Origin of the sequence: Mesorhizobium sp. M0830, assembly GCF_040319965.1 — a bacterium.
Classification (GTDB): domain Bacteria; phylum Pseudomonadota; class Alphaproteobacteria; order Rhizobiales; family Rhizobiaceae; genus Mesorhizobium.
In genome coordinates this window covers 193,510-208,133 of sequence record NZ_JAMYOR010000001.1, presented here as the reverse complement: position 1 = coordinate 208,133, position 14,624 = coordinate 193,510, and the positions used below count along the sequence as shown (strand labels likewise).

Below are 14,624 nucleotides of genomic sequence, written 5' to 3'. Positions count from 1 at the left end.
TGGCGGCCGCCGGTGCTATGGCGCACTCTCTCCAGCCAACCGGCTGAACGACCAGCATCTCCTGCCTTGAAACAGTGTTAAGCGCGGATCGTGGAAAGACTCAGCGTGAAACCGCTTCGTTGGTGTAGCGCTCCCAGCCTTTGGGGCCGAGATGCTCCTGCGGCATGAAGCGCATCTTATAATTCATCTTGCGCGAGCCGTTGACCCAGTAGCCGAGGTAGACATGGGGCAGGCCCATCGCCCTGGCGCGGGCGATGTGATCGAGGATCATGAACGTGCCGAGCGACCGCTCCTCGAGATCGGGATTGAAGTATGAATAGACCATCGACAGGCCGTCGGCCATCTTGTCGGTGAGCGCCACCGCGATCAGCTCGCCCTGTCCCTTGCCGGTGATGAAGGTGTCGGGCCCGCGCCGCCGGTACTCGATCACCTTGGTGTCGACATGAGTGTCCTCGACCATCATGGCGTAGTCGAGCACGGTCATGTCGGACATGCCGCCACGGCGGTGGCGGGCATCGAGGTAGCTGCGGAACAGGGAATATTGTTCGGTCGAGGGCTCGGCATTGTGCATGTGGCCGACGAGGTCGGAATTGTGCTGCAGCACGCGCTTCATGTTGCGGCTGGCGACGAATTCCTGGGCGAGGATGCGTACCGAGACACAGGCGCGGCAGGTCTCGCATGCCGGCCTGTAGGCGATGTTCTGCGAGCGCCGGAAGCCGCCTTGCGTCAACAGGTCGTTCATCTCGGCGGCCTTGTCGCCGACCAGGTGCGTGAACACCTTGCGCTCGAACTGGCCATCGAGATAGGGGCACGGCGATGGCGCGGTCAGGAAGAACTGCGGCGACTGGGTCGGATGCTGCGTCATCGAGCCTTGGAAACACTCCTTCGAATCACTCTACCTTTGGCGCGGACGGCGAAAAATTCAACAGGATTGTGAGGGCGTGGCTGACTCGACGCCTTCACATTTGCGCTTTGTCGGTTGCGACTGCTCTCCGGAGGGCCGTTTCAGCGGTCGGTACGACTGACGACCGTGCCAAGCAAAAGATCGTGCAAGGTGCGCTTGCGGTCGGAAAACAGCGTCACCAGCAGTACCAGCGGCGACAGGATGACGTTGCCAGCCCAGAACAGCACCGAATGGACGACCGCGGTGAGGCCGTCGATCGGCCTGCCGTCGAGCCGGTCGAGACGGATGCCCATCAGCTTCATGCCCGTGGTGGCCTGATCGGCACTGCCAAGCGTGTTCCAGATGTAGAGGATGGCGACGGCCGGGACCAGGACGCCAAACAGCATCCAGCCGAGTCCGAGGGTCAAAAGCCCGAGGAAGAACACCAGAATGGCAAACGGAATGGTGAGCAGCGCGACGATGACATAGTCGATCACGAAGGCCAAGATGCGCCGCGTGCGCACGCCATCATAGGCCCTGACATCGTCGAGCCTGCTGGTGATAATTTCCCCGTCGAGAACGCGCGCGTTCATGTCATTTCCTCGTGACAGGGACCCGGCATAGGGTGCGGGCCGCTCAGTAGTGAAATGGTGAAGACCTGTAGCGGAATCAAGATCGGGCTTTTTGCGGCGCGCAAGCTCATACGGCGTCAGATGCAATCTGAATTGGTTGAATTTGCGGTGCGGATGGCATTAGCTTGCTGCGGCGCAACAAAGCGCTCGAGGGGGCAATATGGACTACGACATGCTGGTCATCGGCAGCGGCCCTTCCGGCCGCCGCGCCGCGGTGCAGTCGGCCAAGCTCGGCAAATCGGTTCTGGTGGTCGACCGCGGCCGGCGCCTGGGCGGTGTCTCCGTGCATACCGGCACCATTCCGTCGAAAACGCTGCGTGAAACGGTGCTCAACCTGTCCGGCTGGCGCGAGCGTGGTTTTTACGGGCGCGGCTACAGGGTCAAGCAGGATATCTCGGTCGGCGATCTGGTCGAGCGCCTGCATAAGACGCTCGACCACGAGGTCGAGGTGCTGCAGCACCAGTTCATGCGCAACACGGTCAAGAGCGCCCGCGCCGCGGTAAAATTTCTCGGCCCCAACAGGGTCAGCCTGACTACCGACACCGGCGATTACAGTGAGGTCGGTTTTGCCAATGCATTGATCGCGGTTGGCACAAGGCCGCACCGGCCACGCGAGGTGCCTTTCGACAAGACGCGCGTCTTCGACAGCGACGAGATGCTGGAGCTGGATCGTTTGCCGCGCACGCTGACGGTGATCGGCGCCGGCGTCATCGGGGTCGAATATGCGACGATCTTTTCCGCGCTGGATGTGCCGGTGACGCTGGTCGAGCCGCGCAACTCCATACTCGATTTCGTCGACCGCGAGATCGTCGACGATTTCATCCACCAGATGCGCGATCGCGGCATGACCATCCGGCTTGGCAGCGCAGTCAAGGAAATCCGCTCCAAGCCGGATGCTGCCGAGGTCGAACTGGCCGATGGCCGCACCATCCGTTCCGAGGTCGTGCTCTACGCCGCCGGCCGCACCGGCAATGTCGGCAGCCTTGGCCTGGATATAGTCGGCATCGAGGCCGACTCCAGAGGACGTATCAAGGTCGATCCGCAATCCTTCCAGACCAGCGTGCCCAACATCTATGCCGCCGGCGACGTCATCGGTTTTCCGAGCCTGGCCTCGACTTCCATGGAGCAGGGCAGGGTGGCGGCCTGCCATGCTTTCGGCGTGCCCTTGCCGCCGCCGCCGGAAACCTTCCCCTACGGCATCTATGCGGTGCCGGAAATTTCGACCGTCGGCCAGTCCGAGGAACAGGTGCGCGAGAGCGGTGCCGCCTATGAAGTCGGCGTGGCGCGTTTTCGTGAGACCTCGCGCGGCCACATCATGGGCGTCAACACCGGCTTCCTGAAACTGTTGTTTTCGATCGAAACGCGCCGCCTGCTCGGCGCGCATATCGTCGGCGAGGGCGCCACCGAGCTCATTCACATCGGCCAGGCGGTGATCAATCTCGCCGGCACGGTCGACTTTTTCGTCAACAACACCTTCAATTATCCGACGCTCGCCGAAGCCTACAAGATCGCCGGACTGGACGCCTGGAACCGGATGGGACGAGGGTAGGCGGCTGGTCATGCTGGTGAGCCCGTCAGCCTGCCTGCGCCACCGCCGCCGATCCCGACAGCCATTGCCTGACGATAGCCGCGTCGACGCTGCCGAATTCATGACCTGATGGGACAATCCGGGCGTCGATCTCGGCGCCATGCTGGCTGAGCAATGTCACCAGAGCAGGGGCGAAGGGCGCATAGGTGAGATCAGCGGCACCGGCGATGATCAGCACCCGCACCTTTGACAGATCCGTCGCCGGCACGTCGTCGAGCACCGGCATCGGCCGCAGCAGCGCGGCGCGTTCGACTAAGCCGGGATGCAGCAGCATCAGGCTCGAAATCAGATTGGCGCCGTTCGAATAGCCGAGGAATGTCGTGCGGGTGAGGTCGAGATGGTGGCGCTTGGCCACGTCGGTGACGAAGCTTGCAAAGGCATCGCTCTCGGTGCGGATGCTGTGCTGCTCGAAACGGGTTGGCGTGATGCGTGCGAACCAGCGGAAACCATCCTCCTGGACAATGCGGCCACGCACGGCGATCAGCATCGCACGCGGCGATATCTCTTGTGCCAGCGTTACCAATGTCGTCTCGTCGACGCCCGACCCATGCAGCAGGAAGAAGCAGTCGCCAGATGAATCCACTGGGCAGTAAAGGCGATAGGAGAAGGCGAGGTCACGCTGTAATGCACCATCTTGTGCGGTCTCTTCAGTCATGCCTCATCCTTTTGATTTCATGATGACTTCGGTCAGTTTGCCGGCTTCAAAACGTAATATTTTCAAGTTCCGCGAAAGTTGATTGAACTAGGCGCATTACAGTCCGTTTCCTCGCCGATAACATTCCTCGGGAGGAATCGATGCGGTGCGCCGGGGGTCGCATTGCCGGAATGAACAACCAGCTTTGAGGCCTTTTTGTCGATGACCACCCCAATATCCCCAGACCGCGGCACGCGTGTCCCGGACCGCGATATGCGTGTCCCAGACCGCGCTGAGCGTGTCCCAGATCGCGATTTGCGTGTCTCGGACCGCGACACGCGTATCGATGTGTTCCGCGCTCTCGCGCTGCTGACCATCTTTGTCGACCATGTGCCGGGTACGGCTTTCGAGTATCTGACCTACAAGAATTTCGGCTTTTCGGATGCGGCAGAGGTCTTCGTTCTGATCTCCGGCATGGCGGTCGCGCTCGCCTATGGCAAGAAGTTCCAGCCTGGAAACCGGCTGCTGGCGACGTTGAAGATGTGGCGCCGCGCCGGTGTGCTCTATACCGCCCACATCGTCACCACCATGGTGGTGATGGCGATCTTCTGCGCGGCGGCGGTGTTCGCCAGGCGACCGGAGCTTTTGACGATGATCAACATCGAGCCGTTGATCAAGAATGCACCGCAAGTGCTGATCGGCATCGTGACGCTCGGCCACCAGCTCGGCTACAACAACATCCTGCCGGTGTATGCGGTGCTGCTCTTGCTGGCGCCGGTCTTCCTGCTCTGCGTCAGCTATCGGCCGGTCTTGGCGCTGGTCGCATCCGGCGCGCTGTGGCTGGTCGCGGGAATTTACCAGATCGCTCCGGTGAACTATCCGGAGCCCGGCTTCTGGTTCCTCAACCCCCTGTCGTGGCAGTTCCTTTTCAACATCGGCCTGGCAGGCACGCTGCATGTGCGTCGCGGTGGCGCCATTCCGGTCAATCGCTGGCTGGTTGGCGCTGCCTTGGCTTACATTTTCATGGCGCTGGTCTGGGTGCACAGCCCTCTCTGGGGCCATATCTCCTGGCTAGGCCTGCCTCCGGTGCTGACCGGCTTCGACAAGACCTTTCTTTCACTGCCGAGGTTGCTGCATATTTTGGCGGTGAGTTATTTGATCGTTGCCTTCCCGGCCGTTTCGAACATTTTCCGTACCGGCCGCGATCATCCGCTTGCCATATTGGGCAAACGATCGCTGCCGGTTTTCATTGCCGGCACGGTGCTTGCAATGGCAGCGCAGGTGCTCAAACTGATCAATCCCGGCGGATTTGCCTATGACTGCCTGCTGATATCAGCCGGCATCGCCATGCAGTTCGCGCTCGCCTACTATCTCGAATGGATTTCGGGCCTTGGCTGGTCCGGCAAAAGCAGGCCGGTTCGCAACGTGGCACCGCCCCTCCATCCGTCCTTCGGCATGTCGATGGCGGCAAGAATGGGCCGGTGATGGGCGTTGAGGCGTCAGGCGGCTGAGGGGCCGGATGAGGCCCGCACCACGAGGTCCACCGGCAGCAATTGCCGGCTGAACGAGCCGTCATTTTCAAGGATCGCCTTGACGGCAAGGCGGCCCATCTCGGCGATCGGCTGGACGATTGTGGTCAGGGGCGGCTTGGAAACGGCTCCTTCCGGGACGCCGTCAAACCCGACGATCGAAACGTCACCCGGCACAGTGATGTCATGCTGCCGCAGCCAGTCCAGTGCATGGAGCGCAATCCTGTCCGACATGGCCAGGATTGCAGTCGGTGTCTCGGCGGCGGCGAAAATATGATCGAGGCCCGCCCAAACGCTCTCCTCGTTATTTTCCGTCTCGTAGATCGGTACACGCGAGACGTCGATGCCGACGCGCGAGAGTTCCGCGAAGTAGCCACGCAGGCGGTCGCGCGTGCCGGAATAGAGGGCCTTCTCCATCTGCTCCTGCGTGGTCGGACCGAAGCCGGAATCGGCGCATGGGAGGGCAAGCACGGCAAAGCGACGATGCCCGAGCTCGGTCAGATGACGCGCCGCCAGGCTTGCCCCGGCGATATTGTCCACGCCGATCGCCGCGACCGCCTCGTCGTCGTCTGAATCGAGATCAAGTGCGACAAAGGGGAGTTTGCGGTCGCGCGCCAGTTCGACCAGCTTTGAACCGCCCTCGACGCAGAAGACGATGAAGCCATCGACGAGCGCACTCTGGATGTTCCAGGCGAGCTGTTCGCTGTTGGCGGCCGAGACCAGCGAGATCCCCGCACCGGTCGCGTCACAGGCCTGCGAGATGCTGGCCATCATCACCCGGGCGAAAGGGTCTTCGAAGAAATAGGACAACGGTTCCGCGGTGGCGACGCCGATGGCGTTCACCTTGCCGGCGCGCAGCAGCCGACCCTTGGGGTCAGGTCCGCCATATCCCATTGCCTCGGCTGCCGCCTTGACCCGATCGCGAACCTCCTCGCGCACTATCTCCGGGCGGGCGAACACATTGGAGGCGGTGCCGTGCGACACGCCGGCCGCCTTTGCAATGTCTGCCAGCCGCACCGGTCTTGTCTTTGCAGAGGTCAATGGCGCCATCTCCGTCTCCCTGAATTCACCCCATCTAACACTTTCGTTGGATCGGTTCAAATTTTGGCTTGATGGCAGGCCAGACGAAGCGTATGGTTGAATCGATCCAATAAATGATGCCGCTGTTGATTGGATCGATTCAAGCAGGAAGGTGTGTCATGCATCCCGTCAATTTTCTATTCGAAGACATCTACCGCAACGACTGGAGCGTCTCGTCAGACGCAGCGAGGCGGAGGCGCCGTGCCGCCTCCAGCCCATGGACTCGCGAGCTGCGGTTCCTTGTGGAGCGCAAGCGGAACTGATCGGCGCTACTTTTTCGTGGCGCCAGATTGGATCGATTCAAATATTGAAAGGAGTGCATATCATGCATCCCGTGAGCTATCTGTTCGAAGACATCTACCGCAACTACTGGGGCATCGCGCCGGCGTCCGAGCGGCCGGCGGCGCGTCGGTTGGCGAGGCTGCGACGCCCAACTCGCGAATTGCTCATCCAGCCCGAACGCCGGCAGGACTAATTGCTCCGCAGACATGTTTGGCTGGCGCAGGACCTGGTATCGGGCAGGGGGCCAGGGGCGTCAGGAACGCGCCCGCGCCAGCGCCGATGCAGCGATCGTTAGCCAGCCGACGATAAGCAAGGTGCCGCCGATCGGCGCCGACAGCGGGAACAGCCGTGAGCCGAGGAAATCACGGGCCAGCAGATCGCCGCAAAACAAGAGCAGGCCAACCAGCAGGGTCAGGCTTCCCATTCGCAGGATCCGGTTCGCGCCAAGCAATCCGGCGGCGAGGAAGACCGGCGCATGCATGAGCAGGAAGGATGCGGCAGTGCCGACGAAGGCTCCGCCCAGATGCGCCGCCGCGGCCGACAGCGCCACGCCGGCGGCGCCACAGAGACCGCCGGCCAGGACGAGGATACGGCTGCTGTTGCCGGAAAACTGCTCGGCTGTGCTCATGTCCAGGGCTCCCTTGATACGCCAACCCCGTTAGGGCTTGCCGGCGTTGGCAAGCATGTCCTGCTCGCGGCGCGATTGCGCCAGCCAATTATACACCGCACCGCCGGCCATCAAGACCGATGTGCCCAGAAACACCGAGCGCATGCCGAAATGGCCACCGGCAAAACCGCCAAGGAAAGGGCCGGCGACCTGCCCGACATACTGGGCGGAGATCGACAGCCCGAGCACATTGCCGCCGACGCCATCGGGAACATTGTGGCGGATGACGCTGGTGATGCAGGGTAAAAGGCCGCCCAGCGCCAGGCCCATCAGGAAGCGCAGGCCGATGAGTTGCCAGCTCTGCGTCACGAAGGCCTGCGGGATCAGCAGCAGCGCCGACACGGCAAGCGCGCCGATGACGACGTTCCAGTGACCGATGCGGTCCGCGAGCTTGCCAAGACGCGAAGCCGACAGGATGGCGCCAAGCGCGGCCGCGGACATGACGACGCCTGATATCAACGTCACGCGGCTTTGGTCTTCGACGAGCTGCTGCACGTAGACGGTGATGATCGGCTCGATCGACATGGTGGCGAAACTCAACAGCATGCCGGTCGCCAGCATGGCGATAACAGGACGTTTGTCCGGTATTTGCGCCCAGCCGCCTTTCGGCTTCTGCTTCGCAGCCGCATCTACTGATTTCGGCCGGGGATTTTCCTTGATCAGAAACGTGGTCGCAAGGAATGCCAGGAAGATGACGCCGCCCGACAGGAGAAAGGTGGCGCGGATGCCGATCAGCGGCGGCAGGGCGCCGCCAACCAGCGGGCCGACCAGTGCACCACCGGTGATGCCGGCCGACAGCAGGCCCAGTGCCCAGCCGGAACGCTCCTTGGGCGTTTGCATGGCGACGAGGATGGTCGATCCCGAGGAATAGCCGCCGGCAAATCCGATCAGCAGCCGCAGCAGCACCAATTGCCAGACCGTCTGCACCATGCCAGTCAGCGACATGCATATGGCCATGCCGAAGCTGGCACGAACCAGCATCACCTTGCGGCCGTAGCGGTCGCCGAGACGTCCCCAGAGCGGCGCTACCAGTGCCGCAGCGAGGAAGGTCGCGCCATAGGCGATCCCCGACCATTGCACGATTGCCGCGTGACCCTCGGCGCCCAACTGCTCGATATACAGCGGCAGGAACGGCAGAAGCAGCGTCATGGCGACAAGCGTCGAGAACGAACCGGCAAAACACACGAACAGATTGCGCCGCCAGTGAATGTTGTAGGTGCTGTCGGTCGCCGGGGGCGCGTTCTGCGGCATGTCATATGTCCTGTCCGAGCAATACCGTCTCGGCGGGTTGCTGCGGATACCAATTTGGGATACCAAGATGGTATCCGTCATGAACGCAAGCCTGGCCGCTGTCAATGCAACCCTCTCAAACGTGAACGGAAACCGCATCCGGCAAGCCGATCGCGGGCAAACGGTCCAAAGCCGCAACGGCCCGAAAATGGAAACGACAATGTCGCAGATGCAGAGCGTCGAAAAACAGCTTCGACAGATGATCCTGGGCCTCGAGATCGGTCCCGGCGAGAAACTGACGGAGCGCTGGATCGAAAGCCGTTTCGGCGCGTCGCGAACCCCGGTCAGGGCAGCCCTGTTGCGGCTCGAGACCGAGGGCCTGGTCGGCAGGGACGGGCGTGGCTGGACGGTGTCGCCCATCAATCTGGCCGAACTCGAGCAGATCGCCGTCTACAGGGAGGTGGTCGAGGTTGCGGCACTTCGCCTGACATGCGGCTTGGCGGACCGCAGCGCCGTCGATGTCATCGAGGCGATGCTCGACTCCTGCGACAACGAAACGCCGCGCGAGGAATGGCATCGTGTCGGCATGGATTTTCACATCGAACTGGCGCGTCTGTCGGGCAACGAATTCCTGTTCCGGGCGGTCCGCGATGCCATGACACGCCTGTCGCGGGCGCGCTGGCTGGAGGTTCGCGACGAAGCCGCCCTCAGCCGCGCTTGGGCCGAACATAGCGCTATCCTGGCGGCGGTACGTCTCGGCGATGCCGATCAAGCCGCGCACCTGCTTTCGACCCACATCGTCGGCAGCCGCGACCGGCTGGTGACGTCGCTGGCCAACGATCGCCGCGGTCTTCGCGCCAGAGGCTTTGCCGTCGTCGCCGCCTAAAGCGGTTTTCCGTCCGGAATTGCCGCGCAAAAAGGCGGCGGCTGGATGTGTGCGCACTTTCGGCCTCGCTTCACAGACGCCGATGGCGTAAGGAGCGGCGATGGAAAACAATCGATTTGAAACACCTGTGACTGTGAAGTCAGCCGCAGCGGGAAGCACTCAGCTCTTGCGCACGGTGCGTGAGGCTTCCGACTACCTCCTCAACAGCTGGCCCGGCAAGCGCAGCCCCAAGCATCGCGCGGCGCTGCAGGCGTGCCACGATGCGCTGGCCGGCGACAAGCCGGCCATGAACGCCAGGCGCGCCTTCATTGCGGCAGCGCGCGAAGTGGATGTCTTTGTCAGCGACAAGGCGCCAGCCTGATATGCAAGCGCCCCTGATACGAGCGCGATAATCTAGGCAGACAATCTGGACTGTGGCGGGGCCCGCTTTCGCGGGCCGCTTGCCGTCACTTTTCGGTGTCGGTCTCGGTTTCGGTCTCGTCCTCGGGCTTCGAACGTTCTCTCGCCGCAACCTTGGCCGCCAGCTTCTCGGCCTTCTTGGCCGCCTTCTGGCGGTCGCGTTCCTTGCGTTCCTGATCGTAATTTGGTGGTCGCGCCATATCGGCTCCTTTCACTGCTGGACCGGTTCGTCGTTTCACGGAAACGCAGAATCGCTCCAGCTCTTTGTTTGGCGCAATCCCCCTGAGGGAAAGCGCTATACGCTTTTTCCGGGAAAACCGTTTCACACTTTTCCTGGAATTGCTTTTAGCGGCTCTGGTCCTGCCTAGGAGCATTAGCCGTCAAACACAACAGCTTAAGCGATAGTCCCCGCGCCGTTCGCGTCGATGATAGCCGGGGGGCTTGCAAGATGCGGGACTTGCAAGATGCGCGGCACAATGATGTAGGGTGAGCCTGGGTGCCAGGATATCCAACATTTTGAGCGCTGCCCCGTTTGTTTTGATGCTGCCCCGTTTGTTTTGATCAAGTGAACTATGGCTACGATTCCCCGAACGACGGCGAAAGTTTTCTACTACGCGCGAAACGTCTTGCGCGACATCGCTCCACAGGCACTCTTTCGCCGACGGTTGGCGGGCCGTCTCGAACAGGCCAGGCTCTCGAATGAGGCGGTGCAGCGGCGGCTGAACTATTACAACAAGCTGTACGACACGTTTGCGCCCAGCCCGGCCGCGGTGCGGATCGACAAGCTGCCTTCGACGCCGACCATGTACTATTACGACCTCAAGGAGTTTGCCCGCTATTTCGATCCGGCATTGCTCGTCGACGTCGAATTCGGCGACGTCATCGAGGTGCCGAAGGTGCCGACGCTCGTCAAGGATCGGCCGATCCGCGCTGACGACAAAAATGCTGTGATCATGAAATTCAACAAGTTCCGGCATTTCCACATGCCGGCCGATACAACAGCATTCGCCGACAAGCGCCCGACCGTCGTCTGGCGCGGCGATCTCAACAATCCCAAACGGACAAGGTTTATCGACGCCGTGCGAGACTTGCCTTTCTGCGACGCCGGTTCGCACAAGCCGAACGCGCCGGCCGAATACAGCAAGCCTTTTCTCAGCGTCAGCCAGCAGCTGCTTTACCGCTACATTGTCTCGATCGAAGGCAACGACGTGGCGACCAACCTCAAATGGATCCTGAATTCGAATTCGCTCTGCCTGATGCCGCCGCCGACATACGAGACATGGTTTGCGGAAAGGCAACTCGAGGCTGGTGTCCACTATGTGCCGCTCGACCCGGATTTCGCCGATGTCGCCGATAAGGTGCGTTATTTCGAACGACACCCGGCCGAGGCGCAACGCATTATCGCAGCGGCAAATGCCTATTGCCGCCAATTCTCCAACCAGCAGCACGAGCAGGCGATCTCGCTGCTCGTGCTCTACAAATATTTTGTCCTCAGCGGCCAGATCGAGCCTGATCCCGAGGTCTGGCGCTTTATCCAGAGTTAGAGCGTCGCGGGCTTTGGCGCCGAATTTCGCTCGTCAGATGCCGCTTCGGTCAATCACCAGATCGGCGGGGCCGAAGCGGTCCTTTGCCGTCAGCTGCTGGTGCCAGTAGGGATAGAGCAAGGGCGGCCGGCTGACCGCGTCGAGGCGACCGCGTTCGTCGCCGGTGAGCACCAGGCTCGCCGCCGCGATGTTGTCCTGGAACTGCGCTTCGGTTCTACCGCCGATCACCAGCGAACTGACCGCCGGCCGGCCGAGCAGCCAGGCCAGTGCCACCTGCGCCGCCGACACACCGCGCTGCGTGCCGATCTCGACAAGCACGTCGACGATGCGCCACAGCCGGTCCTCGTCGCGGATCGGCGGTTCGGACCAGCCGGCGAGCTGGCGGGCGGTGGGGCTGTCGCGGCGGTATTTGCCCGACAGCAATCCGCCGGCAAGCGGGCTCCAGACCAGAACGCCCAGCCCCTGGTCGACGGAAATCGGCAGCAATTCATACTCCGCCTCGCGCGCTTCCAGCGTGTAGTGGATCTGCTGTGTGACGAAGCGCGGCTGGTGATGGCTGTCGCTGATGCCGAGCGCCTTCATCACCTGCCAGCCGGAATAGTTGGAACAGCCGACGTAACGGATCTTGCCCTGGGCAACCAGCGTGTCGAGCGCGGCGATGGTTTCTTCCAATGGCGTTACGCCATCCCATTCATGCAGGAAGTAGATGTCGATGACGTCGGTCTTGAGCCGCTTCAGGCTCTTTTCGCATTCGCGGATCAGGTGATGGCGCGACAGGCCCTCATCGTTGGGACCTTTGCCGATCCGCATCCGTGCCTTCGATGCGATCAACACGTCGCCCTTGCGCTTGCCGCCGAGGGCTTCGCCGATGATCTCTTCCGAAATGCCGTTCGAATAGACATTGGCGGTGTCGATGACGTTGATGCCGGCATCGATGCAGAGGTCGATCATCCGGCGCGCCTCGTCGAGGTCGGTTTTGCCGACAGCCGAAAACGCGCCGGCGCCGCCGAAAGTCATGGTGCCCATTGTCAGCGTCGAAACCTTCAGGCCGGAACGGCCGAGAGTGCGGTATTCCATGTCAGTCCTCGCGATTGCATTAGGGAAGGGGCGTTGGGGAAGGCCACCCCGAATGTGGCCGCTATTTGTAGGACAATTTGAGCAGCTTGTCGCCATGCCACGACAACGGATCGATCGTGCCTCACGGGGTTTGCAGCGGCGACGTCATGTTCCAGGCTGCAATAAAACCGTCATTACCGGCCTATATTGAAGTCGGCTCAGGTGTTGCCGCTCCGAGACGCAAGCCAGCAACTAGGGGCGCCGACGTGGACCGACAGCGCTTGCAAGCGGAGCAACTGATATGACCGAGCTAAAGCAGAATTCTCCAGCCAGGGACTGGCTTGAAGCCGAGCTCGCCGACACGCTAGACGAGGACTATGAGCTCGAAATATCGGAGCCGGCGCTGTCGATGGAGATCGCCAAGATCTACAAGAACGCGCATCCGCCTTCGATCGAACGCATGCAGTATTTTCGCGACTTGATCACCTTGCAGTCCGAACTGATCAAGCTGCAGTCCTGGGTCGCATACCACAAGAAAAAGCTGGTGGTGATTTTCGAGGGCCGCGATTCGGCCGGCAAGGGCGGCGTCATCAAGCGCATCACCCAGCGGCTCAACCCGCGCATCTGCCGTGTCGTCGCACTGCCGGCGCCGACCGAGCGCGAGAAGTCGCAATGGTATTTCCAGCGCTATGTCCCGCATCTGCCGGCCGGCGGCGAAATCGTGCTGTTCGACCGCTCCTGGTACAACCGCTCGGGCGTCGAACGGGTGATGGGCTTTGCTCAGCCCGATCAGGTCGAAGAATTCTTCCGCGACGTACCGGAGTTCGAGCGCATGCTTGTCCGCTCGGGTATCACCGTCGTCAAATACTGGTTCTCGATCACCGACGAGGAACAGCAGATGCGCTTTCTGATGCGCATCCACGATCCCATGAAGCAGTGGAAACTGTCGCCGATGGACCTGCAGTCGCGTGTGCGCTGGGAACAGTACACCAAGGCCAAGGAAGAAACTTTCATCCGCACCAACATCCCGGAGGCCCCTTGGTTCATCGTCGAGGGCAACGACAAGAAGCGGGCGCGGCTGAACTGCATCGACCACCTGCTCAAGCAGGTGCCATATGAGGAGGTGCCGCACGAGGAGATCACACTGCCCGAGCGCGTCTTCAACCCCGAATACGAGCGCCAGACGCTACCGCGCGAGCTTTATGTGCCGGAGAAGTATTGAGATAGACGAAGCTGCGATCTCCCCCTCGCGGACCCACAAGGGGGGAGATTGGCTCTCCACCTAAGCCCGCTTGATGGTGACGTGCGTGGCGAGCGGCGTCGCAACCTGCTCGCTGCAGACATAGCCGAGCTTGACCATGTCCAGGCCGCCAAAAAGGTTCTCGCCCGTACCGAGCAGCACCGGCGCGATCGCCAGATGCATCTCATCGATCAGCTTCTCCTGGAGATATTGCTGGATGGTGGCGACGCCGCCGCCCACCCGCACGTCCTTGCCATTAGCCGCTGCTTTTGCCTGTTCAAGTGCCGAATGGATGCCGTCGGTGATGAAATAGAAGGTCGTGCCGCCCTCCATGACGATCGGTTCGCGCTTGTGATGGGTCAACACGAAAACCGGCACATGGTAGGGCGGGTTATCGCCCCACCAGCCCTTCCAGCTGTCATCGGGCCATTCGCCGCGGATCGGTCCGAACATGTTGCGGCCGAGGATCCATGCGCCGACATTCTCGAAACTGCGCGCCGCGAACGCCTCGTTTATATCGGTGGTGCCGCCATCTTGTCCGAGCACCATCTCACGGAAGGTGCGAGTGTCGACAAACCACTTGTGCAAGGATTCCCCACCGACGCCGAGCGGATCTTGCAGATCCTGATCGGGACCGGCGCCATAACCGTCGAGCGATAGGGTGAAAGCGTTGACACGAAGTTTGGGCATGCGAACCTCCTCTCAATAACCAGTTGCACTTCACAATCAGTTTCTTATAGCAAACTGATTGTGAAGTGCAAGTGGTATTCTAGGGCGACGATCGGACTGTCGGCTCTGAAGACAAGCCAGCGGCCTCGCTGGCGAGAACCGGTCGTTGCTGCCGCGCTAGTTACACGCGGTAGTTACATGTGCAGACAAGAAAGATCCGGCGGTCACGTTGCGCAAAAATGCTCCTTCTGGATGCGATAGCGTATGACGAGATAAATCTCACACTTCCCCGACTCGAAACAGGA

Annotated in this window: 16 protein-coding genes; 7 read left to right on the top strand and 9 right to left on the bottom strand. The window is 61.5% G+C overall.

Going from position 1 to position 14,624, the window contains the following annotated elements:
- Positions 1 to 100 precede the first annotated feature (100 nt).
- Positions 101 to 865 carry an arginyltransferase gene (locus tag NKI20_RS00910; protein WP_352605196.1) on the bottom strand — a complete coding sequence of 255 codons (765 nt, stop codon included), beginning with the start codon at positions 863 to 865 and terminating at the stop codon, positions 101 to 103.
- A gap of 140 nt (positions 866 to 1,005) precedes the next feature.
- Entirely contained in the window at positions 1,006 to 1,476 is a 471-nt protein-coding gene (locus tag NKI20_RS00905; protein ID WP_352827454.1) for an RDD family protein, read from the bottom strand.
- A gap of 199 nt (positions 1,477 to 1,675) precedes the next feature.
- On the opposite strand from NKI20_RS00905, the gene sthA reads away from it, so the two are divergent.
- Positions 1,676 to 3,064 carry a Si-specific NAD(P)(+) transhydrogenase gene (sthA, locus tag NKI20_RS00900; RefSeq protein WP_352730641.1) on the top strand — a complete coding sequence of 463 codons (1,389 nt, stop codon included), beginning with the start codon at positions 1,676 to 1,678 and terminating at the stop codon, positions 3,062 to 3,064.
- A 25-nt stretch (positions 3,065 to 3,089) separates the two neighbouring features.
- On the opposite strand, the gene NKI20_RS00895 is transcribed toward sthA, so the two are convergent.
- Positions 3,090 to 3,758 (bottom strand): alpha/beta hydrolase, encoded by a 669-nt coding sequence (locus NKI20_RS00895; protein WP_352827452.1) that lies wholly within the window; start codon positions 3,756 to 3,758, stop codon positions 3,090 to 3,092.
- A 252-nt stretch (positions 3,759 to 4,010) separates the two neighbouring features.
- Here NKI20_RS00895 and NKI20_RS00890 point away from each other — a divergent pair, with 252 nt between their 5' ends.
- Positions 4,011 to 5,222 carry an OpgC family protein gene (locus tag NKI20_RS00890; RefSeq protein ID WP_352827449.1) on the top strand — a complete coding sequence of 404 codons (1,212 nt, stop codon included), beginning with the start codon at positions 4,011 to 4,013 and terminating at the stop codon, positions 5,220 to 5,222.
- 14 nt (positions 5,223 to 5,236) lie between these two features.
- On the opposite strand, the gene NKI20_RS00885 is transcribed toward NKI20_RS00890, so the two are convergent.
- Complete coding sequence (locus NKI20_RS00885; RefSeq protein ID WP_352827447.1) at positions 5,237 to 6,316, bottom strand: LacI family DNA-binding transcriptional regulator; 1,080 nt, start codon at positions 6,314 to 6,316, stop codon at positions 5,237 to 5,239.
- Positions 6,317 to 6,671: 355 nt separating this feature from the next.
- Between NKI20_RS00885 and NKI20_RS00880 the strand changes: the two genes are divergently transcribed.
- A complete protein-coding gene (locus NKI20_RS00880) occupies positions 6,672 to 6,821 on the top strand; it encodes a hypothetical protein (protein WP_352827444.1) in 150 nt (49 codons plus the stop codon).
- Between the two features lie 60 nt (positions 6,822 to 6,881).
- Here the strand turns inward: NKI20_RS00880 and NKI20_RS00875 are convergent, their stop codons facing one another.
- On the bottom strand, positions 6,882 to 7,256 hold the full coding sequence (locus tag NKI20_RS00875; RefSeq protein ID WP_352827442.1) for a DUF423 domain-containing protein: 375 nt from the start codon (positions 7,254 to 7,256) through the stop codon (positions 6,882 to 6,884).
- Between the two features lie 30 nt (positions 7,257 to 7,286).
- Entirely contained in the window at positions 7,287 to 8,546 is a 1,260-nt protein-coding gene (locus NKI20_RS00870) for a multidrug efflux MFS transporter (protein WP_352827440.1), read from the bottom strand.
- 199 nt (positions 8,547 to 8,745) lie between these two features.
- Here NKI20_RS00870 and NKI20_RS00865 point away from each other — a divergent pair, with 199 nt between their 5' ends.
- Both NKI20_RS00865 and NKI20_RS00860 read left to right on the top strand, forming a co-directional pair.
- Entirely contained in the window at positions 8,746 to 9,411 is a 666-nt protein-coding gene (locus NKI20_RS00865) for a GntR family transcriptional regulator (protein WP_352827438.1), read from the top strand.
- A 100-nt stretch (positions 9,412 to 9,511) separates the two neighbouring features.
- Positions 9,512 to 9,772: a DUF982 domain-containing protein gene (locus NKI20_RS00860; protein WP_023759919.1), complete on the top strand. Its 261-nt coding sequence runs from the start codon at positions 9,512 to 9,514 to the stop codon at positions 9,770 to 9,772.
- 85 nt (positions 9,773 to 9,857) lie between these two features.
- On the opposite strand, the gene NKI20_RS00855 is transcribed toward NKI20_RS00860, so the two are convergent.
- Positions 9,858 to 10,010 carry a hypothetical protein gene (locus NKI20_RS00855; RefSeq protein ID WP_023759918.1) on the bottom strand — a complete coding sequence of 51 codons (153 nt, stop codon included), beginning with the start codon at positions 10,008 to 10,010 and terminating at the stop codon, positions 9,858 to 9,860.
- 372 nt (positions 10,011 to 10,382) lie between these two features.
- On the opposite strand from NKI20_RS00855, the gene NKI20_RS00850 reads away from it, so the two are divergent.
- Positions 10,383 to 11,354 (top strand): glycosyl transferase family 90, encoded by a 972-nt coding sequence (locus NKI20_RS00850; protein WP_352827436.1) that lies wholly within the window; start codon positions 10,383 to 10,385, stop codon positions 11,352 to 11,354.
- A gap of 33 nt (positions 11,355 to 11,387) precedes the next feature.
- Here the strand turns inward: NKI20_RS00850 and NKI20_RS00845 are convergent, their stop codons facing one another.
- Entirely contained in the window at positions 11,388 to 12,431 is a 1,044-nt protein-coding gene (locus NKI20_RS00845) for an aldo/keto reductase (RefSeq protein WP_352605214.1), read from the bottom strand.
- 280 nt (positions 12,432 to 12,711) lie between these two features.
- Between NKI20_RS00845 and ppk2 the strand changes: the two genes are divergently transcribed.
- Entirely contained in the window at positions 12,712 to 13,632 is a 921-nt protein-coding gene (gene ppk2, locus NKI20_RS00840; RefSeq protein ID WP_352827435.1) for a polyphosphate kinase 2, read from the top strand.
- Between the two features lie 60 nt (positions 13,633 to 13,692).
- On the opposite strand, the gene NKI20_RS00835 is transcribed toward ppk2, so the two are convergent.
- A complete protein-coding gene (locus NKI20_RS00835) occupies positions 13,693 to 14,340 on the bottom strand; it encodes a dihydrofolate reductase family protein (RefSeq protein WP_352827432.1) in 648 nt (215 codons plus the stop codon).
- Positions 14,341 to 14,624: the final 284 nt, after the last annotated feature.

Excerpts from the sequence above, each read along its gene's own strand:
- NKI20_RS00910 (WP_352605196.1), bottom strand. The coding sequence starts at position 865 with ATGACGCAGCATCCGACCCAGTCGCCGCAGTTCTTCCTGACCGCGCCA.
- NKI20_RS00905 (WP_352827454.1), bottom strand. The coding sequence starts at position 1,476 with ATGAACGCGCGCGTTCTCGACGGGGAAATTATCACCAGCAGGCTCGAC.
- sthA (WP_352730641.1), top strand. The coding sequence starts at position 1,676 with ATGGACTACGACATGCTGGTCATCGGCAGCGGCCCTTCCGGCCGCCGC.
- NKI20_RS00895 (WP_352827452.1), bottom strand. The coding sequence starts at position 3,758 with ATGACTGAAGAGACCGCACAAGATGGTGCATTACAGCGTGACCTCGCC.
- NKI20_RS00890 (WP_352827449.1), top strand. The coding sequence starts at position 4,011 with ATGCGTGTCCCAGACCGCGCTGAGCGTGTCCCAGATCGCGATTTGCGT.
- NKI20_RS00885 (WP_352827447.1), bottom strand. The coding sequence starts at position 6,316 with ATGGCGCCATTGACCTCTGCAAAGACAAGACCGGTGCGGCTGGCAGAC.
- NKI20_RS00880 (WP_352827444.1), top strand. The coding sequence starts at position 6,672 with ATGCATCCCGTGAGCTATCTGTTCGAAGACATCTACCGCAACTACTGG.
- NKI20_RS00875 (WP_352827442.1), bottom strand. The coding sequence starts at position 7,256 with ATGAGCACAGCCGAGCAGTTTTCCGGCAACAGCAGCCGTATCCTCGTC.
- NKI20_RS00870 (WP_352827440.1), bottom strand. The coding sequence starts at position 8,546 with ATGCCGCAGAACGCGCCCCCGGCGACCGACAGCACCTACAACATTCAC.
- NKI20_RS00865 (WP_352827438.1), top strand. The coding sequence starts at position 8,746 with ATGTCGCAGATGCAGAGCGTCGAAAAACAGCTTCGACAGATGATCCTG.
- NKI20_RS00860 (WP_023759919.1), top strand. The coding sequence starts at position 9,512 with ATGGAAAACAATCGATTTGAAACACCTGTGACTGTGAAGTCAGCCGCA.
- NKI20_RS00855 (WP_023759918.1), bottom strand. The coding sequence starts at position 10,010 with ATGGCGCGACCACCAAATTACGATCAGGAACGCAAGGAACGCGACCGC.
- NKI20_RS00850 (WP_352827436.1), top strand. The coding sequence starts at position 10,383 with ATGGCTACGATTCCCCGAACGACGGCGAAAGTTTTCTACTACGCGCGA.
- NKI20_RS00845 (WP_352605214.1), bottom strand. The coding sequence starts at position 12,431 with ATGGAATACCGCACTCTCGGCCGTTCCGGCCTGAAGGTTTCGACGCTG.
- ppk2 (WP_352827435.1), top strand. The coding sequence starts at position 12,712 with ATGACCGAGCTAAAGCAGAATTCTCCAGCCAGGGACTGGCTTGAAGCC.
- NKI20_RS00835 (WP_352827432.1), bottom strand. The coding sequence starts at position 14,340 with ATGCCCAAACTTCGTGTCAACGCTTTCACCCTATCGCTCGACGGTTAT.